This is a genomic window from Amycolatopsis sp. NPDC001319 (assembly GCF_042896185.1).
Lineage (GTDB): Bacteria > Actinomycetota > Actinomycetes > Mycobacteriales > Pseudonocardiaceae > Amycolatopsis.
On the sequence record NZ_JBIAWY010000001.1, the window covers coordinates 80,427 to 106,864 of the forward strand.

The 26,438-nt window shown below is 69.8% G+C and carries 24 protein-coding genes; 5 read left to right on the top strand and 19 right to left on the bottom strand.

What is annotated here, in order from left to right; all coding sequences use genetic code 11:
• Positions 1-14: 14 nt before the first annotated feature.
• From ACFY1H_RS00440 to glf, 3 genes are read right to left on the bottom strand one after another with little or no spacing between them, the layout of a single operon-like run.
• The gene (locus ACFY1H_RS00440) at positions 15-1,064 is read right to left on the bottom strand and encodes a decaprenyl-phosphate phosphoribosyltransferase (RefSeq protein WP_366577203.1); all 1,050 of its coding nucleotides are present in this window, start codon (positions 1,062-1,064) and stop codon (positions 15-17) included.
• A complete protein-coding gene (locus ACFY1H_RS00445; RefSeq protein WP_386943601.1) occupies positions 1,061-1,621 on the bottom strand; it encodes a phosphatase PAP2 family protein in 561 nt (186 codons plus the stop codon). Before ACFY1H_RS00445 ends, ACFY1H_RS00440 begins: the two co-directional genes overlap by 4 nt.
• Positions 1,614-2,837 (bottom strand): UDP-galactopyranose mutase, encoded by a 1,224-nt coding sequence (gene glf / locus ACFY1H_RS00450; protein ID WP_366577199.1) that lies wholly within the window; start codon positions 2,835-2,837, stop codon positions 1,614-1,616. Before glf ends, ACFY1H_RS00445 begins: the two co-directional genes overlap by 8 nt.
• 88 nt (positions 2,838-2,925) lie before the next feature.
• Here glf and ACFY1H_RS00455 point away from each other — a divergent pair, with 88 nt between their 5' ends.
• Positions 2,926-4,938, top strand: coding sequence for a DUF6541 family protein (locus ACFY1H_RS00455; protein WP_386943603.1), 2,013 nt, complete (start codon positions 2,926-2,928; stop codon positions 4,936-4,938).
• Positions 4,939-5,138: 200 nt separating this feature from the next.
• Here ACFY1H_RS00455 and ACFY1H_RS00460 read toward each other — a convergent pair whose 3' ends face one another.
• A complete protein-coding gene (locus tag ACFY1H_RS00460) occupies positions 5,139-6,026 on the bottom strand; it encodes an LLM class flavin-dependent oxidoreductase (RefSeq protein ID WP_386943604.1) in 888 nt (295 codons plus the stop codon).
• A 93-nt stretch (positions 6,027-6,119) separates the two neighbouring features.
• Here ACFY1H_RS00460 and ACFY1H_RS00465 point away from each other — a divergent pair, with 93 nt between their 5' ends.
• Positions 6,120-6,905: an HAD family hydrolase gene (locus ACFY1H_RS00465; protein WP_366577891.1), complete on the top strand. Its 786-nt coding sequence runs from the start codon at positions 6,120-6,122 to the stop codon at positions 6,903-6,905.
• A gap of 610 nt (positions 6,906-7,515) precedes the next feature.
• Here the strand turns inward: ACFY1H_RS00465 and ACFY1H_RS00470 are convergent.
• From ACFY1H_RS00470 to ACFY1H_RS00480, 3 genes are all read right to left on the bottom strand, one after another.
• Entirely contained in the window at positions 7,516-8,256 is a 741-nt protein-coding gene (locus ACFY1H_RS00470) for a lysophospholipid acyltransferase family protein (RefSeq protein ID WP_366577193.1), read from the bottom strand.
• A 65-nt stretch (positions 8,257-8,321) separates the two neighbouring features.
• A complete protein-coding gene (locus ACFY1H_RS00475) occupies positions 8,322-9,692 on the bottom strand; it encodes a hypothetical protein (protein WP_386943606.1) in 1,371 nt (456 codons plus the stop codon).
• Positions 9,689-11,227, bottom strand: coding sequence for a hypothetical protein (locus tag ACFY1H_RS00480; RefSeq protein ID WP_386944813.1), 1,539 nt, complete (start codon positions 11,225-11,227; stop codon positions 9,689-9,691). The genes ACFY1H_RS00475 and ACFY1H_RS00480 overlap by 4 nt, the downstream gene beginning before the upstream one ends.
• 293 nt (positions 11,228-11,520) lie before the next feature.
• On the opposite strand from ACFY1H_RS00480, the gene ACFY1H_RS00485 reads away from it, so the two are divergent.
• A complete protein-coding gene (locus ACFY1H_RS00485) occupies positions 11,521-13,449 on the top strand; it encodes a DUF6541 family protein (protein WP_386943608.1) in 1,929 nt (642 codons plus the stop codon).
• Positions 13,450-13,453: 4 nt separating this feature from the next.
• Here ACFY1H_RS00485 and ACFY1H_RS00490 read toward each other — a convergent pair whose 3' ends face one another.
• From ACFY1H_RS00490 to ACFY1H_RS00520, 7 genes are read right to left on the bottom strand one after another with little or no spacing between them, the layout of a single operon-like run.
• The gene (locus ACFY1H_RS00490) at positions 13,454-14,449 is read right to left on the bottom strand and encodes a lysylphosphatidylglycerol synthase transmembrane domain-containing protein (protein ID WP_386943610.1); all 996 of its coding nucleotides are present in this window, start codon (positions 14,447-14,449) and stop codon (positions 13,454-13,456) included.
• A gap of 43 nt (positions 14,450-14,492) precedes the next feature.
• On the bottom strand, positions 14,493-15,737 hold the full coding sequence (locus ACFY1H_RS00495; protein ID WP_386943612.1) for an acyl-CoA reductase: 1,245 nt from the start codon (positions 15,735-15,737) through the stop codon (positions 14,493-14,495).
• A complete protein-coding gene (locus ACFY1H_RS00500; protein WP_386943613.1) occupies positions 15,734-16,786 on the bottom strand; it encodes an acyl-protein synthetase in 1,053 nt (350 codons plus the stop codon). The genes ACFY1H_RS00495 and ACFY1H_RS00500 overlap by 4 nt, the downstream gene beginning before the upstream one ends.
• A complete protein-coding gene (locus tag ACFY1H_RS00505) occupies positions 16,783-18,192 on the bottom strand; it encodes an AMP-binding protein (protein WP_386943615.1) in 1,410 nt (469 codons plus the stop codon). Before ACFY1H_RS00505 ends, ACFY1H_RS00500 begins: the two co-directional genes overlap by 4 nt.
• A complete protein-coding gene (locus ACFY1H_RS00510) occupies positions 18,189-18,920 on the bottom strand; it encodes an SDR family NAD(P)-dependent oxidoreductase (protein WP_386943616.1) in 732 nt (243 codons plus the stop codon). Before ACFY1H_RS00510 ends, ACFY1H_RS00505 begins: the two co-directional genes overlap by 4 nt.
• A complete protein-coding gene (locus ACFY1H_RS00515; protein ID WP_386943618.1) occupies positions 18,913-19,167 on the bottom strand; it encodes an acyl carrier protein in 255 nt (84 codons plus the stop codon). Before ACFY1H_RS00515 ends, ACFY1H_RS00510 begins: the two co-directional genes overlap by 8 nt.
• An 11-nt stretch (positions 19,168-19,178) precedes the next feature.
• Entirely contained in the window at positions 19,179-19,898 is a 720-nt protein-coding gene (locus ACFY1H_RS00520; protein WP_386943619.1) for a UDP-N-acetylglucosamine acyltransferase, read from the bottom strand.
• A gap of 197 nt (positions 19,899-20,095) precedes the next feature.
• On the opposite strand from ACFY1H_RS00520, the gene ACFY1H_RS00525 reads away from it, so the two are divergent.
• Both ACFY1H_RS00525 and ACFY1H_RS00530 read left to right on the top strand, forming a co-directional pair.
• Complete coding sequence (locus tag ACFY1H_RS00525) at positions 20,096-21,202, top strand: DegT/DnrJ/EryC1/StrS family aminotransferase (protein WP_386943620.1); 1,107 nt, start codon at positions 20,096-20,098, stop codon at positions 21,200-21,202.
• Complete coding sequence (locus ACFY1H_RS00530) at positions 21,199-22,155, top strand: Gfo/Idh/MocA family protein (protein WP_386943622.1); 957 nt, start codon at positions 21,199-21,201, stop codon at positions 22,153-22,155. Before ACFY1H_RS00525 ends, ACFY1H_RS00530 begins: the two co-directional genes overlap by 4 nt.
• 3 nt (positions 22,156-22,158) lie before the next feature.
• Here the strand turns inward: ACFY1H_RS00530 and ACFY1H_RS00535 are convergent, their stop codons facing one another.
• The 5 genes from ACFY1H_RS00535 to ACFY1H_RS00555 form a co-directional block, all read right to left on the bottom strand.
• Positions 22,159-22,932, bottom strand: a complete 774-nt coding sequence (locus ACFY1H_RS00535; protein WP_386943624.1) for a hypothetical protein — start codon at positions 22,930-22,932, stop codon at positions 22,159-22,161.
• Positions 22,929-23,438 carry a SigE family RNA polymerase sigma factor gene (locus ACFY1H_RS00540; protein ID WP_366577168.1) on the bottom strand — a complete coding sequence of 170 codons (510 nt, stop codon included), beginning with the start codon at positions 23,436-23,438 and terminating at the stop codon, positions 22,929-22,931. The genes ACFY1H_RS00535 and ACFY1H_RS00540 overlap by 4 nt, the downstream gene beginning before the upstream one ends.
• 235 nt (positions 23,439-23,673) lie before the next feature.
• Positions 23,674-24,288 (bottom strand): acyltransferase, encoded by a 615-nt coding sequence (locus ACFY1H_RS00545; RefSeq protein WP_366577166.1) that lies wholly within the window; start codon positions 24,286-24,288, stop codon positions 23,674-23,676.
• Positions 24,275-25,471, bottom strand: a complete 1,197-nt coding sequence (locus ACFY1H_RS00550; RefSeq protein WP_366577165.1) for a glycosyltransferase family 4 protein — start codon at positions 25,469-25,471, stop codon at positions 24,275-24,277. Before ACFY1H_RS00550 ends, ACFY1H_RS00545 begins: the two co-directional genes overlap by 14 nt.
• Before the next feature lie 32 nt (positions 25,472-25,503).
• Positions 25,504-26,433 carry an NAD-dependent epimerase/dehydratase family protein gene (locus tag ACFY1H_RS00555; RefSeq protein WP_386943626.1) on the bottom strand — a complete coding sequence of 310 codons (930 nt, stop codon included), beginning with the start codon at positions 26,431-26,433 and terminating at the stop codon, positions 25,504-25,506.
• Between the last annotated feature and the right edge of the window lie 5 nt (positions 26,434-26,438).

The window sequence follows — 26,438 nt, forward strand, 5'->3', positions numbered from 1 at the left end:
AATTCCAGCGCGATTCACAGGTAGAACGACAGGAACAACGTCACGACCCAAGTCAGCCCGAGCACCTGCAGCACCCGGTCCCGCAACGCGATCTCGTCCGGCGCCCCGGCGTTGCCGCCGTCGACGTCCACCGCGTACCGCAGCACGGCGATCACGAACGGCACCATCGACACGACCGCCCACAGCGAGTCGTGTTCCGCCTGCCGGATCTCGAACGCCCACAGGCAGTACGACATGATCAGAATCGCCGCCGACGTCGCCCACACGAAGCGCAGGTAGCTCGCCGAGTACTTCTTCAGCGACGACCGGATCTTCGCGCCCGTGCGTTCGAACAGCATGATCTCCGCGTAGCGCTTGCCCGCCACCATGAACAGCGAGCCGAACGCCGTGACCAGCAGGAACCACTGCGACATGGCGATCCCGCCGGCGACACCACCGGCGATCGAGCGCATCAGGAAGCCGGAGCCGACGATCGCGAGGTCCACCACCGGCTGGTGCTTCAGCCCGAAGCAGTACCCGAGCTGCACAGCCTCGTACACGCCGAGCACCACGGCCAGCTCCCAGCTCGCGGTGAACGACACCGCGAGACCGGCCAGGAAGAACACCACCGCGGCCGCGTAGGCCACCGGAACCGGCACGATCCCGGCCGCGATGGGCCGGTTGCGCTTGGTCGGGTGGGCGCGGTCGGCTTCGACGTCGACGGCGTCGTTGATGAGGTAGACCGACGAGGCCGTCAACGAGAAGGCGACGAACGCGATCAGCGCGTCGATGACCAGCTCGGTGCGGTTGGTCGCCTTCGAGAACGCGAAGAACGGTGCGGCGAACACCAGCACGTTCTTCACCCACTGCTTCGGGCGCGCGGTCTTGATCACGCCCAGCAGCAGCGCCACGGGGTTCGTGCCGGCCGAAGCGGCAGCCGGGATCGCCGGCTCCGAAACGGCAGCGGAGGATGCGGCCGCGTCGGCGGCAGCCTCCTCGGTCTCGACCTTCACGGCTTCGTCCGTCTTCGCGGATTCAGCCGGGTCGGTCGAGTTCTCGGCACGCTCGTCGGTCGTTTCGCTCATCGTCTCTTCAGCTTCCGTCGGATCAGACCACCGACGAGGCCTCCCAGGGCCGCACCGGCCAGTACGTCGGTCGGATAGTGGACGCCGAGCAACAGCCGCGAGGCCAGCATCGGCGGTACGAGGGCGGGGACCAGGTTACGCCCGGTGAGTCCCGAGTAGAGCACCGCCGCCGCCGTCGTGGACGTCGCGTGCGAAGACGGGAAGCTCAGCTTGCTCGGCGTGCCGACCAGGACCTCGACGCTCGGGTGGTCCGGACGACGTCGCCTGACCACGCGTTTCACCGCGATCGAGGCGGCGTGCGCACCGACGACGCCGGCGGACGCGACGAGCCAGTCCTTGCGCCGCGGCTTGTCCACCGCGGCGCCGATCAGGCCGAGCGCGAACCAGCCCGCGCTGTGCTCACCGAACAGCGACATCCCGCGCGCGACCTGCACCGTGCCCGGCTTCTTCAGGAAGCGCTGGGCCTGGGACAACACGGCGACCTCACCGGTCGCCGGGCCCGCGGGCGCAGTCACGGGAGTGCCGGCGTCAACCGGCGCCGCGGTCTGCTCAAGCATCGATCGACCCGTCGAGCGGCGCACCGTCGGTGAGGTGCGGCGCGATCTTGTTGTCGAACATCGACAGCGCCGAGCCGATCGCCATGTGCATGTCGAGGTACTTGTACGTGCCGAGACGGCCGCCGAACAGCACGTTCTTCTCGCGCGCCTCGGCCTTGGCCAGTTCGCGGTAGCTCTCGAGCTTCTCGCGGTTCTCCGGCGTGTTGATCGGGTAGTACGGCTCGTCGTCTTCCGTCGCGAAGCGCGAGAACTCCCGGAAGATGACCGTCTTGTCCTTCGGGTAGTTCCGCTCCGGGTGGAAGTGGCGGAACTCGATGATGCGGGTGTAGGGCACTTCCTGGTCGTTGTAGTTCACGACCGGGGCGCCCTGGAAGTCACCCGTCGGGGCGACCTCGGACTCGAAGTCGACGGTGCGCCAGGTGAACCGGCCCGCCGAGTAGTCGAAGTAGCGGTCCAGCGGCCCGGTGTAGACGGTCGGGGTGCCCGCGGGGATCTGGTCGCGCACGTCGAAGTAGTCGACGTTCAGCCGGATCTCGATGTTCTCGTGTTCGGCCATCTTCTCGAGCCACGCGGTGTACCCGTTGACGGGCAGGCCCTCGTAGGTGTCGTTGAAATACCGGTTGTCGAACGTGTAGCGGACCGGCAGGCGCGTGATGATGTTCGCGCCCAGGTTCTTGGGGTCGTTCTCCCACTGCTTCGCGGTGTACCCGCGGATGAACGCCTCGTACAGCGGACGGCCGACCAGCGAGATGGCCTTTTCCTCGAGGTTCTCGGCGGCGTCGGTCTGGAACTCCGACGCCTGCTTGGCGATGAGCTCGCGGGCCTCGTCCGGGGTGTGCGACTTGCCGAAGAACTGGTTGATCAGGCCCAGGTTCATCGGGAACGAGTAGACCTGGTCCTTGACCTTGGCGAACACCCGGTGCTGGTAGCCGGTGAACTCGGTGAAGCGGTTGACGTACTCCCACACGCGCTTGTTCGAGGTGTGGAACAGGTGCGCACCGTACTTGTGCACCTCGATGCCGGTCTCGGGCTCGGCCTCGGAGTAGGCGTTGCCGCCGAGGTGGCTCCGGCGCTCGAGCACCAGAACCTTCTTGCCGAGCTCGGCCGCGGCCCGCTCGGCGACGGTCAGCCCGAAGAAACCGGACCCGACGACGACGAGGTCGTAGCCGGCGAACTCGTGTTCAGTAATCTTGGCGGGGTTCGTGTGCTCGCTCACGGGCGCCCAGGGTACGCAGTCCTGACACCGTGGCCCGAACCGACCTCGGCATACCGCCGGCCGTACCGCACCGACACACGTGAGAAGCATGCCTGCACCGGACACCTTGGGGAGCTACTTGGTAGCGGTCGTCACCTACCTGGCCGTGCTGGCGATACCCGGCGGCCTGGTGGGCTGGGCCGCCGGCGTGCGCGGCTGGGCACTGGCCGGCCTCGCGCCGCTGCTCAGCTACGCCGTGACGGGTCTGGCCGGCCCGTGGCTCGCCGACGCCGGGCTCCCGTACAACGTACTTTCCGCCGCCCTGTGCAGCGTGGGCCTGGCGGCTCTCGCGTACGGCGTCCGGCGGCTGCTGATGGCCCGCGGCCGGCTCCGGCCCGGTGCGGAGGAGCCGCCGATCGAGTGGAGCAACCGCGCGCACTGGGCCGTGGCCGGGTGCCTGGTCGTGGCCGTGGGCCTGTCGATCGCCGTGGTGCTCTCGGCGCGCGGTGGCACGACGGCCGTCTTCCAGCGCTGGGACACCGTGTTCCACGCGAACGGCATCCGCTACATCGCCGACACCGGCGACGGCTCGCTCACCGGCATGTCCACCATCAACTGGTACCCCGACGGCTCGTTCTACCCGAACGCGTATCACCTGGTCGGCGCGCTGGTTTACCAGATCTCGGGCACGAGCGTGCCGGTGACGCTCAACGGCATCACCATGCCGGTCGCGGGCCTGTTCGCGCTGTCGATGGTGGCGCTCATCCGCCAGCTCGGCGGCCGTGCGGTCTACGCGGGGTGCACGGCGCTGGTCGCGGCGGCCGCCACGACGGGCGCGTACGAGTCCGTGTCGAGCGGGCTGCTGCCGTACGCACTGGGCATCGTGCTCACGCCGCTGGCCGTGGTGGCGCTGCAGCGGTTCTTGGTGCGCCCCGGCGTCGACACGGGCCTGATCGTGGCACTGGTGGCCGACGGGCTGCTGGCGGCGCACTCGAGCGCGCTGTTCGGCGCGGTGCTGTTCGCGTTGCCGCTTGTGGTGCAGCGCTGGTACCGGTCGCTGCGGCGCAAGCGGGTGGACGGCGTGGCCGATGGTGTGCCGGCGTGGCGCGTGATCCTGGGCGACGTGCTGCGGATGCTGCCGGTGCTGGTGGTCAGCGGCGTGCTGGCGGCGCCGCAGATCCTGGGCGCGATCGGGTTCACCTCCGGCGCGTACCCGTACTACTCGTGGAACTCGAACCTGCCGATCCCGCTGGCGCTGAAGCTGCTCGTGACGTTCCAGCAGGTGCTCAGCCGGCCCCAGATCTGGCTGACGGTGCTGCTCGCACTGGGCACGCTCACGTTTTTCACACTGCGGCGGATGCGCTGGGTGCTGCTCTCGGCGATCGGGCTTTCGGGGTTCTTCGTGCTGGTCACCTGCTACGGCTACCTGCCGTGGGTGGTGTCGCTTTCACGGCCGTGGTGGAACGACCGCTACCGGCTGATGGCGCTGGCCGCGATCCCGCTGTGCCTGCTCGCGGGCCACGGCATGGCGGAGCTGCAGCGGTGGATCGCGCGCCTGGCCCGCAGCGGCTCGTGGGTGCGCTCGCGGCCCCAGGTGCTGGCGCGGCTCGGGCTGGTGGCGGCCGTGGTCGTGGTGGCCGCGATGGCCGTGCTGACCGGCGGGTTCTACCGCAACGCGAACGCGACGGCCGTCTCGTACCTGTACTACAACGGGCCCGAGGGCGAGGTGACACCGCCGGTCAGCGCCGACGAGATCACCGCCATGGAACACCTCGGCACCATGGGGATCCCCGCGCAGGAGAAGGTGCTCAACGACCGCATGGACGGCACCGCGTGGATGTACGCGATCGCCGGCGTGCACCCCGTGGCCGGCCACTACGACGGCGGCGGTCGCGTGTCGCCCGACGCCGTGTACCTGGCCCTGCACTTCCGCGACTACGACACGGACCCGCGCGTGCGCGACGCCGTGCGGCGGCTCGACGTGCACCACGTGCTGGTGGGCAGCGGCACGATCCGGAAGGACACGCCCATCGCGCCCGGGCTGCAGGGCCTGGACGGGCGCGATTTCCTGCGGGTCGACTACCGGAATCCCGGTGCGGTGATCTACACGATCGTGAAGTGAGTTTTGTGGCGGTTTTTTGGAGCCTCGTGACCGCGGCTGCCCCGGCCGCGGTCACGAGGACCTCCCATTCCCCAGCACCCCCGGGGTGCTCACAGGTGAGAAGAGCGGCCCGGTGAAGGGCCGTCTCCCCCTCTTCTCACCTGCTTGACGCCCGGGTCGGGAAATCGGTTTCCCGGCGGGGGTGAAGTCACCTGATCGGCCTAGTTGTCCTTGAGCGTGGGCAGCACGTTCTCCACGACCTGCTCCAGTACGGACTCGTGGCCCTCGTACGGGCCGCTCGATCGCGGCCAGTGCGCGATGACGTCGGTGAAGCCCAGCTCGCGCGAGCGGTCGACGGCTTCGCGGAACGCGTCGACGCTGCTCAGCGAGAACACCGGCGCCGCGTCGAGGCTCAGGTAGCGGTGCACGGAGTCGCGTTCGCGGCCGGCGGCGTCGAGCCGCTCGTCGAACACGCGGCCGAGCTCGGCGATGCCCTGCCACCACTCGTCGGTGGTCGCGCCGCCGCGGCCGGTGGTGGCCCAGCCGGCGCCGAAGCGGGCGGCCAGCGTCATCGTGCGCGGCCCGTTGGCCGCGACGACGAACGGCAGCCTCGGGCGCTGCACGGTGCCGGGGAGGTTGCGGGCGCCGTGGGCCTGGTAGTACTCGCCCTCGAAGTCGAAGCGGTCGGTCATCAGCAGGCCGTCGAGCGATTCGACGAACTCCGTGAAGCGGTCCGCGCGCTGCTTCGGCGTGTACTCGGGCGCGCCGAGCACCTGCACGTCGTAGTTCTTCGCGTCCACGCCCGCGCCGACGCCCAGCACGAAGCGGCCGTCGGACACGTCGTCGAGGGTGATCAGCTCACGCGCGAACGGCACCGGGTGCCGCGCCACGGGCGAGGCGACGAACGTGCCCAGCCGGATGGTGGACGTGACCATGGCGGCGGCCGTGAGCGTGGGCACCGCGGAGAACCACGGGCCGTCGACCAGGGATCTCCAGCCCAGGTGGTCGTAGGTCCACGCGTGGTCGAAGCCGTACTCCTCGGCGGCCCGCCACTTGGGCTCGGCCGCCCACCAACGATCTTCCGGAAGGATCACGATGCCTGCTCGCACGAGGGTGGACGGTATCGGCATCCACCGACATTCGCTCGAACGGGCGGTGCCCGTGCCCGGTTCGGGGACAATGGGGCCGTGGAGAAACCCCGCTTGATCGCGTCCGACGTCGACGGCACCCTGCTCGGCCCCACCGAGGTCGTTTCCGCTCGAACCATCGAGGTCGTGCAGCGCGTGCGCGCCGATGGCGTCCCGTTCGTCCTGTGCACCGGCCGGCCGCCGCGCTGGATCCCGCCGATCGCAGAACCGCTGGGGCTGACGGGGTACGCGGTGTGCGCCAATGGCGCGGTGCTGCTGGACATCGCCACTTCGTCGGTGGTGGCCGTGCACGGGTTGCTTTCGCCGGTGCTGCTGAACGATCTGGCTTCCGCGCTGGACAAGGCCTTGCCGGGCTGCCGGCTCGCGGCGGAGCGCATCAGCACGGACGTCCGCAGCTTCGTGATCGAGCCCGAGTACCGCAACCCGTGGGGTGACGGCGAGGGCCGGACCGCGCCGCGCGCCGAGGTCTTGGGGCATGCGGCGATCAAGCTGCTCATCAGCCACCGGGGCCTCGGTTCGGAGGAGATGGCCGCGGCGGCGCGGGCGGTGCTGGACGGGGCCGTGGACATCACGTACTCGTCGTCGGGCGGGTTGATCGAACTGTCGGCACACGGCGTCACGAAGGCGACTGGGCTCGCGGATGTCGCCGAGCGGTTTTCGGTGCCGGCCGAGCGGGTGATCGCTTTCGGCGACATGCCGAACGACGTGGAGATGCTCCAGTGGGCCGGCCACGGGGTGGCCATGGCGAACGGCCACCGCGCGGTACTGGAAGTGGCGGACGAGGTGACTGGGCCAGCCGCGGAGGACGGGGTGGCGCAGGTTTTGGAGCGGTGGTTTTAGGCGGGCTTGCCAGTGGGGTTGGCATCTTGCCGCTGGCTTCGGCACTTACCGTTGGTGGCGGCTTCTTGCCACCCGGCGACCTGACTTGCCAACCGACAGGCCGACTTGCCAACTTGCCGACGCACTTGCCATCCTTCGCGCCGGCTTGCCATTCAGCGCTCGCACTTGCCATCAGCCAGCGAGCTTGCCCTTCGCTTGCTGGGGATGCCGGCCTGCCGAAAGGGCCGTAGCTTGCCATTCGCGGATGCGGGTTGCCATTCATCGGTCTGGCTTGCCGCAAGTTGGTGAAGCGTGCCGGGCCGAGTGGACGCTTGCCATTCGTTGGGCAAAGGTCCACCTCAAGTGGCAAGTTGCCGGGCATCAGGATCGCCAATCGAGCGGCGGATTGCTTTTGGATCGGCGACTTGCCAGCCGACGGGCCGACTTGCCAATCACTGGCGCGCTTGCCGCGGCACGGAGCTAGCCACCCGGCCCGACTTGCCACTCACCTGCGCACTCGCCGCGGCACGAAGCCAGCCAACCGAGCCCGCCTTGCCATTTCAGCGGCAACTTGCCGATTGGGCGACCGCTTGCCAATCGACATGGCGACTTTGCCAGCCGAAGTGGCAACTCAGTCCCGGGTGGCGGGGCGGGTGTCCAGGGCGGCGGCGGCTTCCGGGGTGGGGGCAGTGCCGCCGAGGTGGGCGGGGAGCCACCAGCGTTCGGAGGGGGCCGGGGATTCCGGGTACTCCGCCTGGGCGCGGTCGAGGAGTTCCGACAGGCGGGAGCGGAGTTCGGCGGTGCCCGTCTCGCAGTCGTCGCCAAGACCTGGGTGCAGCGGGGCGCCCAGCAGGATCGAGATCGGCACGTGGCGCCGCGTGAGGTTTTTGGGGTGCCCCTTGGTCCACAGGCGCTGCGTGCCCCACAGCGCCATCGGCACGATGGGCACCCCCGCCTCCGCGGCCATCCGTACGGCGCCCGTCTTCAAGGCTTTCACTGTGAAAGAACGGCTGATCGTCGCTTCAGGAAACACGCCCACCACCTCCCCCGCGCGCAGCCGGGCGACGGCCTCGTCGTACGAGGCCTGGCCGGCTGAGCGGTCGACGGGAATGTGGTGCATCCCCCGCATCAACGGTCCCGCGACGCGGTTCGCGAAGATCTCGTGCTTGGCCATGAACCGCACCAGGCGCTTGGCCGGCCGGGCGCCCAGGCCGCAGTAGATGAAATCCAGGTAGCTGACGTGCGTGCACGCGATCACCGCCCCGCCGCGCGCCGGTACGTGGTGCGCGCCGTCGATGCGGATGCGGTTGTCCAGCACCCGGAACATCGTCCGCGCGGCGACCAGCACGGGCGGGTACACGAAGTCAGCCATACCGCGAGGCTACGGGACCGTAGGTTTCTCCCGGCTACTCAAAGTGATCGTCGGCACGAAACCCGTCATTCGGGAACTTTCGCCACCGCCGGGCAGCAGCCGAGGACCACCGCCACCAGCAGGCAGAACAACGCCACGACCTGGTGCTTCACATTCTCGATCCCATCACCCAGCGCAGCCAGGACGAACTGGCCCACCGAAGTCGTCAGCAGGAGCGCGAGGACCACGCCCAGCGCGGCCCGCCGGTGTCGCCACGCGCGCCAGCCGATCAAGAGCCACAGCGGCAGCAAGGCGAACGAGCCCAGCGGTGCCAGCAGCCCGCTCAACCCGGACCACACAGGCACCCGGTACTCCTGCGCCCCCGCCGGCAGGCCGGCCGAAGCGTCGAAGGAGGCCAGGTACGGAGGGCGCGCCGTGAGCAAGTCGCCGGCCGCGCGGTGGAGGATGCCCAGGGTGCGGTCCGGGTGGGCGGCGAACCACTTCACGACGTTGCGCCGGCTCAAGCGGTCGCGGTACTGCGCGTACTGCGGATCCAGCGTCACGGGATGCGGGTGCCACCAGCCGTTGCCCGCGTACTGGCCGAACGATGCCGGCAGGCCGAGCGACGCCAGGTCGGCGGCGGTGTCGTGGTGGCCGTCGATGATGTTCAGGAACACCGTGTTCACCACGTTGATCTCGCGCGAGTCGTCACCGGGGCGCGCGGACGCCGTGCCGTCGGGAGCGACGGCCGGGGTGACCTCGGACTGGGCCCACCAAGTCCCGCCGGCCAGCGCGAGAACCACGAGAATCCCCGGCAGCCAACGAGAACGCGTCACCAGCAGCACCGCGATGACCAGCAACGGCAAGATCATCAACGTCTGCACCTTGGCGTTCACCGCCATCAACCCGCCGACGACGGTCACCACCGCGCCGGCCGCGAGCCACCGCCGCCCCATCAGCAGCAGGCCGCCGACGGCGAGCAAAATGCCGAGAAACGCCGTCCCCTCGCCCAAAGTCGACGAGAAATAGCCGAAGAACGCCGAATCCGCCACCACCAGCAACAGCCCCACGGCCACCGGCAACCGCACGCGCAAGCCGTACGGCAACCCGACCACCACCAGGGCCACCGCGGCCGCGGCGAGAACCGAGGAAATCACGCCGAGCACCACGAGGCTCAGCTCCGAGTGCGAACCGAACGCCACCGCCAGGCGGGCGAGCCAGCTCTGGCTCAGCTGATACGTCGGATCGCAGCCGCCGGGTGTCGCCGCGTACACCAGGTGGACGTACTTTTCCGGCTTGCTGATCCACTTGATCCCGGCACCGCACAGCACACGGAAGCCGTCGCCGTTGTCGGACATGGACACCGGGCGCGGCACGAGGAACCGCACCAGCAACACGGCCAAGGACACGCCGAAGACCCCGAGCCCGAGGGCCGTGGACCGGCGCGTCACCGTCATCCCGGGCACGATACGTACTGGAAGTCCGGCGCTCGATCGAGGTAGTCGATGAGCAGGCTCGCTTCGTCGGCGCGCGGGTACACGGAGATCCAGAACGGGGTGCCGATGCGGCGGAACGTCGCGACGCGGTACCAGGCCCGGGTGTCGTCGGCGCAGTGCTGGCTCTTGGCGTAACCGGATTCCTCGGGCACGGCGAGCGTCGCGCGCATCAGGTCGGTGCCCACCAGCAGCCGCGAGCCCGCGCGGCTCGCGATGGCGCCCGGCGCGGCGGCGCTCACCACGGAGCCCGGCGGCAGGTACGAAGCCAGCCAGTCGCCGACTTCGGCGAGCTGCGCGCTGTCCGTGTGCCACGCCCGCACGCTCTTGAGCACGTCCGGGCTCACCACCGAAACGAGTACCGCGAATCCGGTCAGCACGGCCGCCACCACCGGCACCAGCAGCGACACCGTGCGCGGCTTCGGCGACGGGTTCGCGGCCGTCAGCACGCCGTACGCGCCCACCGAAGCCACCGCCAGCAGCGGCGGAACGGGCACCAGCAACCGCCACGACGGGCCGGTGTCACCGTCGAGCACGACCACGAAAACCGTGAAGCACAAAGCCAACGCGAACAGCAGCCACAGCGCCGAGCGTGGTTCTTCCGCATGTTCAGGCGTGCGGAACGCGAGCAACCCCACCACAGCGGCGCCGGCGAGCACCAGAAAACCCAGGTGCGCCAAGGAAAATCCCGCGAGGTAGTGCCAGTCGGGGCCGAGCACGCGCACGGCGGAGTCGGGCAGGAAATGGTGGTAGTACGTGGCGCGCCAGGCCGTCCAGGGCACGAGGAACACCAGCGCGCCCAGCACGTACCCGGCCGGCGTCCACCAGTTGTGCCGGCCGCGCGCGGCGGCCAGCGCCAGCCACACCCCGGCGATGACGGCGAGCACCAAGCCTTCCGGTCGCGTCATCACCGCGGCCGCCACGAGCACACCCGCCACCACGGACCGGCGGGCGACCAGCGCATTGGCCACGGCCAGCACCAGCAGCACGAACATCGGCAGTTCGGTGCCCGACGGCCCGTACACGGCGAGGCCGCTCGCGCCGGCCGTCAGCACGGCGGCGGCGACCCCGATCGCGGGCTGCACCTGGGCGCCTTCCGGCAGCGCCAGGCGCACGATGCGATTGGTGAGGAAGTACGCGAGGAGAACACATCCCAACGTCGCGGCGACACCCAGCACAACGGCCGCCGTCGCGATATCCGCACCGAATGCCGCGCGCGGCAACGCGATCACCACGAGCCACAGGAAATTCGCGTAACCCTCGTTCCGGTCACCGGGATTGAACACGGGCCCGTTGCCGTCGGCGATGTTCTGGGCATAACGGAAGGTGACGAGCGCGTCTTCGGTCACGGTGGCGAACAACAGCTGGTGCAGCAGCGAAAACGCGAGCACGAGCACCACCACGAACGCCCGCCACCCGGCGTCGGTGGCGATCCGGCGCCAGGTCAAGACGACCAGCGCGCCCAGCACCAGCCAGCCCCCCACGACCGCGTAGACCACGCGACCCCCCGCCTCCAGCCCCCGGCCGGTCCCCACCGGCCGCCACCCCGCTGCCCACCTGCGGCCACGGTGAATCCCCGCGGTGAAACCCCGCTTTCGGGTGAGCGATTGACCGGAATTCACCGCGTTGTCGGGCGGTTCCGGTCGTCACTTCACACAGTCCAGTCAATCGCTTCACTACGCTTCCCGGACATAAGCCGTTCGGGTGTATATCGGGCCCGCTAATCTGTGACTCCGATTCCGATCCGCCACCCGGGGGTACCGAGCGGATCCGTCACAGCCGAGGAAGTCTGTTGCCGAGCGAACCCACGCTGTTGTCCGATGTGGCGAGTCTTGCCGTCCTGCTGCTCGTGCTCGGCGTGCCGGGGGTGCTGACCGGCCTCGCTGCGGGGCTGCGCGGCTGGGTGCTGGTCGGGCTGACGCCGCTGCTGAGCTACGCGATCGCCGGCCTCGCGGGGCCGTGGACCGCGGCGATGGGGCTGCCGTTCAACACGCTCACGTTCTGCTTGACCACTGTGGTTTTCGTGGCTGTCGCGTTCGGACTGAGGCGGCTGACGGTGCGGCGGTGGCCGCCGGTGGCGGAACCGCGGGTGTGGTCCGCGCGCGGGCAGTGGGGCGTGATCGCGTGCCTGCTGCTGGCGACCGGGCTCGGGTTCTACGCCGCGGTGCGCGGCATGGGTCACCTCGGCGCGATCGCGCAGGGCGGTGACGCGCCGTACGCGGCCAACGGCGTGCGCTACATCGCCACCACCGGCGACGGCAGCCTCTTCGGCATGGGCACGCTCAACTGGTACGGCGACGGCAAGCCGCCCTTCTACCCCAACGCCTACCACCTGCTCGCAGCCCTCCAGTACACGCTCAGCGGCGGATCGATCCCGCAGACGCTCGACGTGAACACCGTGCTGCTGCCGGGACTTCTGGCCCTGTCGCTGGTCGTGCTGGTACGCGAATTCCGCGGCCGCGCGGTGCTGGCCGGCGCGGCGGCGCTCGCGTCGGCGGCGCCGGTGATGAGCACGTACGAGTCGATGAGCCGCGGGCCGCTGTACCCGTTCCTGCTGGGACTGGCCCTCACGCCGCTCGCGGCGGTGGTGCTTCGGCGCTACCTCGATCGCGTCGCGCCGGACACGGGTTTCCTGCTGCTCGTGTCGGCCGTCGGGCTGTTGTGCATCCACTCGTCGACGTTGTTCGGCGCGGTTCTGTTCGCCGGCCCGCTGCTGCTCCAGCGCTGGGTTTCGCCGGGCGAGCGCTGGCGGCGATTCGGCCACGACCTGCTCGCGCTGCTGCCGATCGCGGTGTTGTCCGTGCTGGTGGCGTGGCTGCAGCTGTTCGGCGCCCTCGGCCTGGCCAACGGCGGCGTGCCCTACCTCGGCTGGCCGAGCGAGTGGCGCGCGACCAACGCGATCGGCGCGCTGCTCGGGTTCCAGCACTGGGAGCCGCACCCGCAGCTGTGGCTCTCGGCCGCGCTGCTGCTGGGCTTCATCTTCTTCCGCCGCCTCGGTGACCTGCGCTGGGTCGGGGTGACCGCGCTGATCAGCGGCCTCGCGTACGCGGCCGTCTCGTCGTCGAACGCGCCGCTGGTGATGGCGCTGGCCCGGCCGTGGTGGGACGACCCGTACCGGTTCATCTCCATGGCGATCGTGCCGTTGGCGTTCATCGCGGGCCACGGTGTCGCGTCGCTGCAGGCCTGGATCAGCGAGCACCTGCCCCCGCGCGTACCCGCGGTGATTCTGGCGGTTCTGGTGCTGCTGGGCTTCGTGGGCGTCACGAAGGGCCTGTACGCGACGACCAACGGCGATCGCCTCGCGTCCGGCTACCGCTCGCCCGACCCCCACAACCAGAACATCACGCCGGACGAGGAAGCCGCGATGGTCGAGCTCGGCCACCTCGTGCCGGCGGGTCAATGGGTCATGAACGACCGGCTCGACGGCTCGGTCTGGACCTACGCGCTCTCGGGTGTCCGCACGGTCGCCGCCCACGACGACGGCACCGCGCCTCCGTCGGACGCCTTGCTGCTGGCCCGGCACTTCAAGGAGTACGAGACGAACCCGCAGGTCCGCGCCGCCGTGGCCCGGCTGAACATCCACTGGGTGTTCCTGGGCAGGCCCGCGGCGCCGCCGGACCCGCCGTACACGTCGCCTGGCCTCGTGGGAATCGCCGAGCTGCCGTTCCTGCAGCAGGTGTACCGGAACTCGGACGCGGTGATCTACCGGATCAAGAGCTGACGCCTCAGCCGGCGACGACCTTCAGGCGGCGGCTCGACAGCCAGGCGGCACCCGCGGTGCCGCCCGCCGTGAGGAGGTCCGCGACGGTGAACATGACCCGCGAGGCCACGGCGAAGGCGGTGGCCTGGCCGACCGTGAGGCCGCTGGCCGTGAGGACGGCGACCTGGGCCACCTCGCGGACGCCGATGCCGCTGGGCAGGATGAAGGCGAAGGTCCCCACGGTCATCGCGACGGCCATCGCGCCGACGCACAGCACGAGACCGTTGAAGCCCGGCGCGCCGACGGAGTTGGCCAGCAGCCACAGGTGGACGCCCTGCAGGACCCAGGCCAGCGTCGAAGCGCCGAAGGTCTTGAGCACAACACCCCAGGTCAGGGGGCGTTCGAGGGGCGGGCGGCGGAGCACGCGAAGCACCAGCGAGGTGCCCCAGGTCAGCACGCGCGGGTGCAGCAGCGCCAACCCGACGGGAATCAGCACGAACAGCCACATCGCGCGCGGGCTGTTGCTGAACACCGCCGGCGCGGCCAGCAGCGACACGACCAGCGCCGACACGACGCCGACGCCCAGCTGGATCAGCGAGCCGGTGAAAATCCGGGCGCGGGCGAGCCCGGCTTTCCTGCCGAGCTCCATCTGCAGCAGGTACGCCCACACCGAACCCGGCACGTACTTGCCGAGGGAGCCGACCAGGCAGATCTGCGCGCCGCGGATGTAGCCGAAGGGTTTGCCGAGGTCGTCGACCAGGACCTGCCAGCCCCAGGTCGACACCATGATCGCCAGTACCAGCGCGACGAGGCTGAGCACCGACGACTGCCAGGCCACATCGGACAGCGTGTGCCAGAACTCGGTCCAGTTGTCCGTGAGCGCCTTGGCCGCGAAGACCACCACGAGCACGATCGCGAGCCACCGCACCACGTCGAGGATCTTGGCCTTGGTCGACTTCGCCGCCTTCTTCGGCTGCGAAGGAGCCGGCGAGTCCTCCTCAGGCGTTCGAACGGTCGTCACTGACCAGTCTCCTCACAGCGCAACACTGACTCGTCACCGCTGGTCAGGCCTGTACCGTGACCAGACGGCTGAACTCGGCAAGGAGATCGTAACCGTCCCAGACGCCCGCGAACGTCAAGGCCGAGCCGAACGGCACCACCCGATCGACCCCGCGTCCGGCCAGCTCCGTCACGAACTCCACCAGCTCGTCGCGGGTGAAACCGAACTGGGCCACGGTCTGGTCCTTGCGCAGAACCAGTGGCACGAGTTCACCCAACGAGGCGAGGTGCGCGTTGGCGAAAGTGCCCGCGCCGAGCCACTCGCGCGGCATCACGGTGGCGTCGGTGAGCTCCAGCGTCGCCAGGGAGTTGCCGTCGAACGAGATCGCGGACACGAGCCCGTCGACGGCCGCGCCGTAGGCCGACACGCGCTTCTGCACGGCCATCGCCGGCTCGGTCACGTGCTGCTTGGCCTCGAGCACCGACGCCAGCAGCGTCCGGAACTCCTCGCCCGCGGCCTTCGCGCCGGCCGCGTCGCCGACCCAGAACACCGCCCGCGGCGACGAGCACGCGGCCTGGTCGAACCAGTACGAGTCGTTGTAGAAGCCCTCGGCCGCGCCCCGCCGCTGCTCGGGCGTGGCCTCCTGCCAGCCGCGCACCGACGCGACGGCGAACGACGAGCGGTCCGGGAACGTGAGGTCACGCGCGTGCGGCGCCAGCGGGTACTTGCGCAGCGCGGCGACGGAACCGTCGCCACCCCAGACCACGCGCAGGTCGGCGGCCAGCGACAACGCGCCGCTGACCTCGTCGCTGCGGTCGTAGGTGACCATGCGCTGGGTCGCGCGGATGATCGCCGCCGACTCCGGGGAGACGTCGTCGAGCGCCGCGTTCAGCGCTTCCAGCACGGCCTCGGCCGCCCCGGCCGAGCGCGACGACACACGCACGACGTTCGAGTTCCCCGCGAGCGCCGAAAGGGCCCACGAGTACACGAAGATCGTGTCCACATTGGCCGGCGGCACGTGGAACACGAGCCCGCGCGGGAACCGCAGCGAGTCGCCCGCGGTTTCCAAAGTGGACAGTGCCTTCGCGAGTTCTCCCTTGCGCAGGAAGAAACCCAGCGAGGCCAGCTCCGGGTAACGGCGGGCAAGGGCGGGCGCGAGAAGCTTGCGCGCGAACTTCGTGACGAACTCGACCACGCGCGGGTCACCGACGGTCAGCCGGCCGCCCTCAGGCTCGAGACGCACCTCGTCCAGCAGCGCACCGACCTCGACCGGCTCCGCGATCGGGAACCGCTGCTCCAGCGAAGTCATGCGGCAGCCCCCGAGAACGTGTCCGAACAACCCCGTGCCTCGGCCTTCGGGAGCCGTCCCAGTACGGAGAAGTGCTTGCCGGGCCAGTCGCCGTCGTCGATGCCGTTGTACACACCGAGGTCCTCGGTCAGCAGCACGTGCCCGGGGTAGGACCGCGGCAGCGTCGAGACGACCTCGATCACGCCCGGCTTGCCCACCGGCTGCTCCCGCCACGTCTCCGGGTCTCGGATCACGACGTCGGCGAAATCCGGGCAGTACAGGGAGTTCCCCGACGGTCCTTCGAGGAACACGGTGCCGATCTGCTCGATCATCCCGTAGTAGTTGTGGATCCGAGTCAGGCCGGTGTCCTCTTTGAACCGACGGCGGAACTCGGTGTTGTCCACGGCGCGGTCGATGAGCTTCTTCCAGCCACCGGAGTGGATGAGGATGCCGTTCGACAGGTCCAGCCCGTGGTCGCGCGCCACCTCGTAGAGGTAGAGCCACACCATGAACGTGAACCCGAAGATCAGGAACGGCTTGTCCCCGTACTCGGCGAGGAACTTCTTCACCGCCTCGACGTCGGGCTGGTCGTTCTCGTCGAGCACGTACGTGTGCTTGCGGCCGAAGTTGGCCATGCCCAGCACTCCGGCGCCGCGCGCGGAGAACGAGCGGCGGTTCTTGATGATGCCGATGGTGTCGACCATCAGCATCGGCAGCCGCTCGCCACCCAGGACCTCCTGCAGCGTCGCGCCGAGCTGCTTGGTCTGCGCGCCCGCCGCGTCCTTGTCCAGGTAGATGCGCGACGCGCCGGCTCCGGTGGTGCCCGAAGACGTGAGCGTCTTGAACACCTCATCGTCCGGAATGGACTTGAGGTCGTGGGTCTTGAACATGCGCACCGGCAGCCACGGCAGATCCGCGATCGTGGCGAACGGCGCGTTGGGCGCGATTCCGAGCGACGTCAGGATCCGGTCGTAGCCCTCGGAGCGCGCGCGGTGGTGCGCGGTCAGCTCCGCGAGCTCGGGAAGCAGCAGCGCCTCCCGCTCGGCCTGCGAGCGCGTGAACACACTCATACCCGTCCTTCCAACGACCGGTAGTCGATCTTCCCGCTGGCCAGCAGCGGCACCGTGTCGATCGGCCGCACGTCGAACCCGCTGGTGTGCAGGTGCAGCCGCTCCGACAACGCGCGCGACGCGTCCTTGCAGATCGCCTTCGCGCCGTCGCCTTCGGGCAGCTCGGCCCACAACACGACCTTGTCACCGGCCGGCACGGCCGCCACCACGTCGATGCCCACCGCGGCCTGGCGCACGGCCTGCTCCAGGTCGTCGAGGCTCACGCGGTTGCCGAACACCTTGCCGATGCGCTTGAGCCGCCCGGTGATGAACAGGTACCCCTCTTCGTCGAGGTACCCGAGGTCGCCGGTGGCGAGCAGCCCGCCGCACTCGTCGTCCGCGGCCAGCCCGGCCTCGTCGTCGGCGTACCCCATCATCACGTTGGGGCCACGGTAGACGACCTCACCGACGATCTTGGGGTGTGTGGTCTCGACCCCGTCGTCGCGGCGCACCGAGAACGCGCCGCCGGGCAGCGCCGGACCGGCGGAGCCGATCTTGTCGGCGAGGCGCTCGGCGGGCACGGTGGTCATGCGCGGCGAGGCCTCGGTCTGGCCGTACATCACGTACATCCGGCCGCCGACCGCGCGCATCTTGTCGTTGAACTCCACCACCAGCTCGTCGCGCAGCTTGCCGCCGGCCTGCGTCAGCGTGCGCAGCGTCGGGTACTTCGCGGGGTCGAACTTGAGGCGCCGCAACATTTCGTAGTGGTACGGCACGCCGGACAGCGACGTGATGCCGTACTCGTTCACCGCGTCCCAGAATCCGCGGCCGAGCACGCCGGACGCTTCGATCACCACGGTCGCGCCACGCACGAGGTGCGAATTCAGCACCGAAAGGCCGTAGCTGTAGTGCAGCGGCAGGCAGGTGGGGGCGATCTCGTCGGCGTCGACGTGCAGCACCTCGGCGATGGCCTCGGCGTTGGCGAGCAAACCGTTGCGCGACAGGCGCACGAGCTTGGGGTTGCCGGTGGAACCACTCGTCGGCAGCAGCACGGCGAGGTCGGGGTGCGGTTTCACGCCGTCGGCCGACTCGCGCAGCCAGTTCTCGCCGGACACCGTGTAGCCCTCGGGCGCCGGGGCGTCCGGCGCGGCCAGCACGGCGGCGGGCCGGAAGCGCGTGATCAGGCCCGCGAGCACGTCGGCGTCGAGCGCCGGGTCGATCAGCGCCACCGCGCGGTGGGCCTCGACGGCGCCGAGGTACCGCAGCACGCTCGCCAGGTCGACGGACATCCGCGCGAACAGCACACCCACCGGCAGCTCACCGAGCGCGGCCGCGACGCGCGCGACCTCCGCGTCCAGCTCGTCGCCCGCCAGCGTGCGGCCCCCGGCCGCGTCGACCAGCCGGGCACCCGCACCCCACAGCGTCACAGCACCAAGCCTCCGTCGATCCCCAGCACCTGCCCGGTGATGAAGGACGCCTCGTCGCTGACCAGGAAGCGGATCGCCTTCGCGACCTCTTCCGGCTTGCCGAGCCGGCCCAGCGCCGTGTCCTCGATGCGTCCGGCGATGACCTTCTCGCCGAGGTGGGACGTCATGTCGGTCTCGATGACCCCGGGCGCGACGGCGTTGACCCGGATGTTGTGCCGGCCCAGCTCCTTCGCGGCGGACCGCGCGATGTTGCCCACGGCGGCCTTCGAAGCGGCGTACGCGGTCTGGCCCGCGCTGCCGTTCTCGCCGACGATCGAGGCCAGCACGACGATCGCACCGGACTTGCGCCGGCTCATCACCCGCGACGCGGCCTGCACGGTGTTGATCGTGCCGCCGACGTTCGTGCGCAGCATGCGGTCGACCAGGTCCTCGCTGATCATGCCGAGCAGCGCGTCTTCGAGGATCCCGGCGTTGGCGACCACGACGTCGAGCGCGCCGTGCTCCTTCGCCACCCCGCGCACCAGCGACGAGACCGCCTTGGCGTCGGTGACGTCGAGCGCCAGGCCGGCGGCGGCGCCGGCCTCGGCGGCGATCTCCTTCGCCCGGGCCTCGTCGCGGCCGGTCAGCACCACCGTCGCGCCGGCGTCGACGAGCGCGCGCACGGTGGCCAGCCCGATCCCCCGCGTGCCGCCCGTGACGAGCGCGACGCGACCGGTCAGGTCAGTCATTCTTCGACCGCAGGTCGGTGACCATGTCCACGGCGACCTTGAAGCTCGACATGTCGATGACCTGGTCGGTGTCGAACTCGATGTCGAACTCGTCCTCGATGGCCGCGACGAGCGCCATGTGGCCGACGGAGTCCCACGCCTCGATGTCGCGGTACTTCAGGTTCTCGACGTCGAGTTCGGCACTGTCGCCGTCGAGGTCCAGCGCCTCGACGAAGACCTCGCGAAGCTTGGGGGCGATTTCCGACATCTTCACAGCTCCTAGTGTTCGTCGCGCGGGCGAGCGTCCCACGCCTTGACCAAGGTAGAGAGGTCGTCGGGCAGGCCGGCGGCCGGGAGGTCGCCCTTGCCCTTCACCCACGGCGAGAGGGCTTCGACGGCGGCCTCGTCCAGGCCACGCCGGGACAGGCCCACGACGTTGACGCCCGTCGCGCGCGCCGGGTTGCCCACCGTGATCGTGAACGCACCCACTTCGCGGCGGACCGCCGAACCCATGCCGACCATCGCCCCGGGGCCGATGCTGCCGCCCTGGTGCACCACCGTGCTCATGCCGATGTTCGCGAACGACCACACGTGCGTGTGGCCGCCGAGCAGCACGTTGCACGCGAGCGTGACCTGGTCGTCGACCAGCACGTCGTGGCCGATGTGACTGCCGCGCAGCACGTAGCACTCGTCGCCGAGGGTCGTGGCGCGCCAGGTGCCCTGCTGGATGCTCGTGTACTCGCGCACGCGGTTGCGGCTGCCGACGACCACGCCGTGGCCGTCGAGCGCGGGATCACCGGCCGGCGCCGTCTCCCACGCGACGGGGTGCGGGCCACCGCGGTCCTCACCCGGCGTGCCGATGGTCACGTGCGGACCGATCCAGTTGCCGTCGCCGATCCTGGTCGGCCCGACGATCACCGTGTACGGTCCGATGACGTTGTCGTCGCCGAGCTCGACACCTTCGCCGATCACCGCGGTGGGGTGGATCCGGTTGGCCACTGGTCGTCCGTTCCGTTTCGTGGCCGCTGTCGGGTCCGAGCGGCCTGGGGTCTGGGGCAGGCGGCGGCGCCCGGTAACGTGTGGCCCGCGTTCACGCAGGGCGGCCGGGCGCAGAACCGGCGGCTCTCCGGCCTCGCGGCCTGAGCGCACTGCACTGTACCGGACGCATCGAAATCGCCTGCCGAGAGAGACTGCCGATGATCCCCATTACCGTGGTCGACGTCCGTGACGCGGAAGACCTCGTCGTCGAGGTGCTGCGATCCGGCGCCATCGCACAGGGGCCGATGGTCAAGCGCTTCGAGGACGCCTTCGCGCACGTCGCGGGCACGAAGCACGCCATCGCCGTGAACAACGGCACCACCGCGCTGGTCGCCTCACTGCAGGCGCTGGACCTGGCACCGGGTGACGAGGTGATCACCTCTCCGTTCACGTTCGTCGCGACGCTGAACGCGATCCTGGAGGCCGGCGCCACAGTCCGGTTCGCCGATATCCGGCGCGACGACTTCGCGATCGACCCCGACGCCGTGGGCGCGGCCATCACCGACCGCACCAAGGTCCTGATGCCGGTGCACCTGTACGGCCAGACGGCGGACATGGGCAAGCTCGCCCCGCTCGCCGCGGAACGCGAGCTGCGGATCATCGAGGACTCGGCCCAGGCGGTCGGCGCGTCGTTCGAGGGCCGCGCCGCCGGCTCGTACGGCATCGGCTGCTTCTCGCTATACGCGACGAAGAACGTGACCACCGCCGAGGGCGGCGTGATCACCACGGACGACGACGTGCTGGCCGACAAGCTGCGCGTGCTGCGCAACCAGGGCATGCGCGCCCGCTACCAGTACGAGATGGCCGGCCACAACTACCGGATGACGGACCTGCACGCGGCCGTGGGCATCCCGCAGCTGGAGAAGCTCGACCAGCTCACCGCGGCCCGCCAGGCCAACGCGAAGCGGCTGTCGGAGGGGCTGGCGGGCACGCCGGGCCTCGACATCCCGCAGGTCCTGCCCGGCCGCGAGCACGTGTGGCACCAGTACACCGTGCTGGTGGGCCCGCACGCGATGCTCTCGCGCGACGAGCTGGCCGCCGCGCTCACCGAGCGCGGCATCGGCAACGGGATCTACTACCCCAAGATCGTGTTCGACTACGACTGCTACCGCGGCCACCCGCTGATCCCGGGCGCCGACGTGAGCGACTTCCCGGTCGCCTCGGCCGTTGCAGCGCAGGCGCTTTCGCTGCCGGTGCACCCGCACCTGACCGACGGGCAGCTCGACAAGATCATCGAGACGGTTCGCGAGGTGCTCGGCGCATGACCCACCGCATCGCCCTCATCGGCACGGGCAACATGGGTTCGCTGCACGCGCGCGTGCTGGCGGCCAACGAGCGCGTGGACCTCGTCCGCGTGATCGACCCGCGCGAGGAAGCCGGCCGCACCGTCGCCGAGCGCTACGAAACCCAGTGGACGCCCGAGATCGGGTCACTGTCCGATGTGGACGCCGTGGTGCTCGCGTCGGCCACGGAGGCGCACTACGACCTCGCGCAGGAGATCCTCGGCCAGGGCAAGCCGATGCTCGTCGAGAAGCCCGTGTGCAACAGCCTCGAGCTGTCACAGGACATCGTGGCGCTCTCGGAGCAGAAGGACGTGCCGCTGATGTGCGGCCTGCTCGAGCGCTACAACCCGGCCGTGATGACGGCCCGTGCGCTGGTCAACGAGCCGGTGCACCTGATGGCGCGCCGTCACGGCCCGTACGCGCCGCGCATCAAGACCGGCGTCGCGTGGGACCTGCTGGTGCACGACGTCGACCTGGCGATCCAGTTCTTCGGCGGCGCCACTCCGGCGCGCGTCACGTCGGGCGCGGGTTACTTCCACCCGAACTCGGTGGAGGGCGCGGAGGACACCATCGAGACGGTGCTGTCGTTCCCGACCGGCCTGGCCACGGTGTCCGCGTCGCGGCTGGGCCAGCGCAAGGTGCGGTCACTGGTCGTGTCCGAACTGGACCGGCTGATCGAGATCGACCTGCTGCGCCGCGACGTCACGATCTACCGGCACGTGTCGCACGACTCCGTGACGCCGGACGGCCTCGGCTACCGGCAGCAGACCGTGATCGAGATCCCCGAGCTGGTCACCGCACGCGAGCCGCTGGCCACGCAGCTGGAGCGCTTCCTCGACCTGCTCGAAGGCAAGATCGACGCCGACGTGGAGCGTGACCTGATCCTGCCGTCGCACCACGTGGTGGCGCAGGTGCTGACGCAGGCCGCGGCTTAGCAGTCATTTGGTGAGGCGGGTGCCGTCCTTGCCGTACGCGACCAGCGGGGTCAGTACGGCGGGGTCGGGCACTTCGCGCTGGTCGAACCAGAACACGACCACGTTGGGGTCGACGCTCCACGAAGCGGTCTTCGCCAGCACCGGCTTGCCGTGCACGGTGCTGACGATCTTCACCGCGGGGCCGGAGAAGTAGCCGTACACGGGCACCCAGGTGCCGCCGGCTTCCATGCCGCCCGCGGTGGCGTGGAAGCCGAACGAGCGGTCGGCGCCGCGGATCTCGTTGCTGGCGTAGAGCGACCGGTAGCCACCGTTGGTCTGGACCGCGGCCATGATGCCGAAGTGGACGTCGGTCAGGGCCGCGTTGTCGTCGATCTTGGTCGCGTAGAAGACGAGCTCGCCACTGGCGGTCTTGATGCCGGTGTGGATGACGTCGCCGTAGGGCTGGATCGCTGACGTCGGCGGCTGGTCGGTCGCCGAGCTCGGCGGTGGCGCGGTGGTCGGCCGAGCACCGTCAGACGCGAGCGGGCCGCTGGTCGTCGGAGCCGGCGGCGCGGCGACGGGCACCTTCGCCGGCTCGGCCGGCGTCCGCAGGGCGACGGCCCCGAACACGATCCCGACGACGGCCGCCACCGCGGCGGCCGCTCCCGCACCCGTGGCGATCCTGCGGCGACGACGGATGCGCCGGCCCTCGGTGATGATCCGGCCCAGGTCGGGCGCGGCGAACGGCTGGTCGGGCTGTTCGCGCAAGGCGGCGCGCAGCTTGTCGAGGTCGTTCACCGCCCACTCCCTCCGATCAGCACGTCTTCCGGCCCGGCGTCCACCCGCAGCTTCGCGAGCGCCCGCGAGTTCGTGCTCTTGACGGTACCCACCGACACGCCCAGTTCATCGGCGACCGCCTGTTCCGGCAGGTCGAAGAAGTGCCGGAGCACCACCACGGCCCGCTCGCGACCCGTCAGCCGTGCCAGCGCGGACGTCAGCCACTCCCGCTGCGTCACCGCCTGCGCGACGTCCTGGCCCGTCGGCCGCTCCGGCACCTCCTCCGAGGCGTATTCCCGCAGCGGGCGGCGCCAGCCGTCGATCACGTGGTTGACCAGCACCGTCCGGGCATACGCGTACGCGTCCTTGCGGCGCACCCGCGCCCACGCGGCGTACGTGCGGGTGAACGCGGTCTGCGCGGCATCTTCGGCCTGGTGGCGATCCCCGGTCAGCAGGAACGCGGCATGCGTGAGCCGGCTCGACGAGGCCCGCACGAACTCGACGAACTCGTCGTCACTGCGCGCCACCCGCGTACCCCCGATCTCCACGTCTACGGGACGGCTGGGTGCACGCGAGGTTGCCGCCGCCAGAGCTTTTGCACGTGACCCGCGATGAGCGCGTCCAGGTCCAGCACGACGGGTACACCCGCGACATCGAGCTCGACTTTGCCGGAGTGCTCGCTGCTTGGTGACCTGGTCGGTGCGCTTGGTGCCCTCGGACAGTGATCAAAACTACCGTCCGCGTTCACCGGTCACCTCAACGCTACCCGCTGAAGTCGCCCGCCGGGGAGCCCCAGCCGCCGGCGTCGTCCGACAGTGCGCGGCGGCGGGCGTTCTCCGCCCGGACGCGGTCCACTTCGGACTGGATGTACTCCTCGTCGTAGCGCTGGAAGACGCGCGCGGGGTTGCCGGCCACGAGGGTGCGCGGTGGGACGTCCTTGGCGACCACCGAGTTGGGCTGCACGGTGGCGAAGTCGCCGATCGTCACGCCCGCCATGATGACGACGAGGCCGCCGATGAAGCAGCCCTTGCCGATCTTCACGGGTTTGCGCTCGATGAGGTCGCTGCCGGAGTGGTTCTGCAGCGTCATGTTCGCGAGCCAGCTCGAGTGCGTGAAGATGAGCGTGTTGAGGCCGATGCTGGTGTGCTCGCCGATCTCCAGGCCGCCGCTGGCGTCGAGGGTCGCGCCTTCGCCGATCCAGCAGTGCTCGCCCATGGTGAGGTTCTCGGGGCTCACGATCTTCACGCGCTCGCGCACGCGGCACGACTCGGGCAGCCCGAAGAAACGAGCCCGTTCGGCATCGTTCATGTACTGCGCGACGAGGTCGTTCAGGATCATCGGCCGCAGGCGGTTGCTGCGGTCGTCATCGAAGAACATCGTGGTCCGCCACCAGTTTCGTGAAGACGCGCAGGTGCTCCTCGGCCACGACGTCGAGGCCGAAGTTGGCCTGGACCATGGCGCTTTCGCGCTGCGCGATCCGCGAGCGGAGCTCCGGGTCGTCCAGCAGCGACAGCACGGTCTCCGCCACCGCCTCGGCGTCGTCCGGGCGCACCAGCAGGATGTTCTCGCCGTTGCGCAGCTCGATGCCCGGGTAGTTGTCCTCCGTGACCGACGCGATGGTGGCCGTGCCGGACAGCATCGCTTCGAGCGACGCGGTGCCGCAGCCGCCGTTGAGGTCGTGGGTCACGATGTCGGCCGCCGCGAAGTACGCCGGCACGTCTTCCTTCGGCACCGCACCTGTCACGACCAGGGCTTCGGCCACGCCGAGCTCTTCGGCGCGCTTGAGGAACGCGTCGTGGTAGACGCGCCCGACGATCACCACGCGCACACCCGGGTGCCGTTCGAGGACCGCGGGCAGGGCCTCGATCAGCGGCAGCCGGTTGCGCAGCGGGATCACGTGGCCGAGCGACACGATCACCGGCCCGTCACCCAGCTCCAGCTCGGCGCGCACGTCCTTCGTCACCGGCTTGGCGAAGTTGCCCGTGTCCACGGCGATCGGGAAGTACTCGGAGTTCGCGTCGCTCGTGCCGTAGCGCTCGACGCAGTAGTCCACGCCGAGCTTGTCGAGGATGACGTAGCGCGGCCGGATGTACTTCAGCACCGGCTTGACCAGCACCGCGTCGAGCATCCGGAACACGCGCGAGTACAGCTTGTTGTCGCTGATCAGGAGCGTGTGGATGGTCAGCAGCACCGGCAGCTTGTGCCGCCGCGCGTAGAACCCGGCCAGCCAGGACAGGTCGAAGAACTGGCCGTGCAGGTGCACCGCGTCGGGCTTGAACTCGTCGAGCAGCTTCCGCAGCCGCCGCCAGTTGCCCGGCTTCAACGACGCGAAGCTCATGTCGAAGTCGATCGACAGGCCGAGCTGCGGCATCTTTGCCGCGGGCAGCCGCACGATGCGGTAGCCGTCGCGCTGCTCGTCGGCCGGCGCGTCGCCGTAGGCCGCCGTGATCGCAAGGACCTCGTGGCCGGCCGCCGCGTACTCGCCCGCCAGCGACGCCGACATGTGGGCGCTGCCGCCCACGCGGGGCGGGAAGAAGTTGTTCACCACCGCGATGCGCATCGCACGTCCTCGGGCCGGGCCCGCGGTGGCATTCACTCGGAATCCCTGACCAAAGCCCGCATGCCCTCTTCGACGGTGATGGTCGGCTCCCAGCCGAGCATTTCGCGCGCCCGCGTGATGTCCGCGGCGCGGCGGGACACGAGCACGTCGCGCTCGTTGAACTGCGGCTGCACGTCGACGCCCACGGCCTCGATGAGGATCTTCGCCAGCGTGGCGATGGAGGTGTCGACGCCGGTGCCGATGTTGATCGGCAGGTTCGACCGCTCCGACTCCAGCGCGGCGACGACCGAGCGGGCCAGGTCGCTCACGTGCACGAAGTCCATCGACTGGTCGCCGCGGCCATCGATGATCGGCGGCTGGCCGGCGCGCAGGCGCTGGATGAAGTGGTTGATCACCGACGTGTAGTAGGCCTCGATCTTCTGGCCCGGGCCGTACACGTTGAAAAAGCGCAGCGCGTTCCAGGACAGGCCCTTGGTGCGCTCGTAGAAGCCCAGCAGGTCCTCGCCGGCGCGCTTGGAGATGCAGTACGGCGTGAGCGGGCGCAGCTCGTCGTCCTCGTGCATCGGCAGGCGCTTGGGCTCGCCGTAGACCGAGGCGGTGGACGCGAAGACCAGACGCTCGACACCCTCGTCGGCGGCCGCGGCGAAGACGTTGTGGTTGCCGGTCATGTTGATGTCGATCGACTCGTGCGGGTCGGCGATCGACTTGTTGATCGAGACCGTGGCGAAGTGGATCACGCGCGAGCAGCCGCGGATGGCCTCGCGCACCGCGCCGCCGTACCGCACGTCCTTCTCGACCAGCTCGACCTTGCCGGTGGCCACGAAGTCGTTCACGCGAGCCCGGTCACCGCGGGTCATGTTGTCGAAGATGCGGACGGTGTACCCGCCGTCCAGCAGCAGCGGGATGACGTGCGCGGCGATGAACCCACCGCCGCCGGTGAAGAACACCTTCTTCTCGGACATGGTCG

Excerpts from the sequence above, each read along its gene's own strand:
- ACFY1H_RS00500 (WP_386943613.1), bottom strand. The coding sequence starts at position 16,786 with ATGAGTGTGTTCACGCGCTCGCAGGCCGAGCGGGAGGCGCTGCTGCTT.
- ACFY1H_RS00440 (WP_366577203.1), bottom strand. The coding sequence starts at position 1,064 with ATGAGCGAAACGACCGACGAGCGTGCCGAGAACTCGACCGACCCGGCT.
- ACFY1H_RS00545 (WP_366577166.1), bottom strand. The coding sequence starts at position 24,288 with ATGTTCTTCGATGACGACCGCAGCAACCGCCTGCGGCCGATGATCCTG.
- ACFY1H_RS00550 (WP_366577165.1), bottom strand. The coding sequence starts at position 25,471 with ATGCGCATCGCGGTGGTGAACAACTTCTTCCCGCCCCGCGTGGGCGGC.
- ACFY1H_RS00530 (WP_386943622.1), top strand. The coding sequence starts at position 21,199 with ATGACCCACCGCATCGCCCTCATCGGCACGGGCAACATGGGTTCGCTG.
- ACFY1H_RS00445 (WP_386943601.1), bottom strand. The coding sequence starts at position 1,621 with ATGCTTGAGCAGACCGCGGCGCCGGTTGACGCCGGCACTCCCGTGACT.
- ACFY1H_RS00475 (WP_386943606.1), bottom strand. The coding sequence starts at position 9,692 with ATGACGGTGACGCGCCGGTCCACGGCCCTCGGGCTCGGGGTCTTCGGC.
- ACFY1H_RS00470 (WP_366577193.1), bottom strand. The coding sequence starts at position 8,256 with ATGGCTGACTTCGTGTACCCGCCCGTGCTGGTCGCCGCGCGGACGATG.
- ACFY1H_RS00510 (WP_386943616.1), bottom strand. The coding sequence starts at position 18,920 with ATGACTGACCTGACCGGTCGCGTCGCGCTCGTCACGGGCGGCACGCGG.
- ACFY1H_RS00455 (WP_386943603.1), top strand. The coding sequence starts at position 2,926 with ATGCCTGCACCGGACACCTTGGGGAGCTACTTGGTAGCGGTCGTCACC.
- ACFY1H_RS00555 (WP_386943626.1), bottom strand. The coding sequence starts at position 26,433 with ATGTCCGAGAAGAAGGTGTTCTTCACCGGCGGCGGTGGGTTCATCGCC.
- ACFY1H_RS00495 (WP_386943612.1), bottom strand. The coding sequence starts at position 15,737 with ATGACTTCGCTGGAGCAGCGGTTCCCGATCGCGGAGCCGGTCGAGGTC.
- ACFY1H_RS00525 (WP_386943620.1), top strand. The coding sequence starts at position 20,096 with ATGATCCCCATTACCGTGGTCGACGTCCGTGACGCGGAAGACCTCGTC.
- ACFY1H_RS00515 (WP_386943618.1), bottom strand. The coding sequence starts at position 19,167 with ATGTCGGAAATCGCCCCCAAGCTTCGCGAGGTCTTCGTCGAGGCGCTG.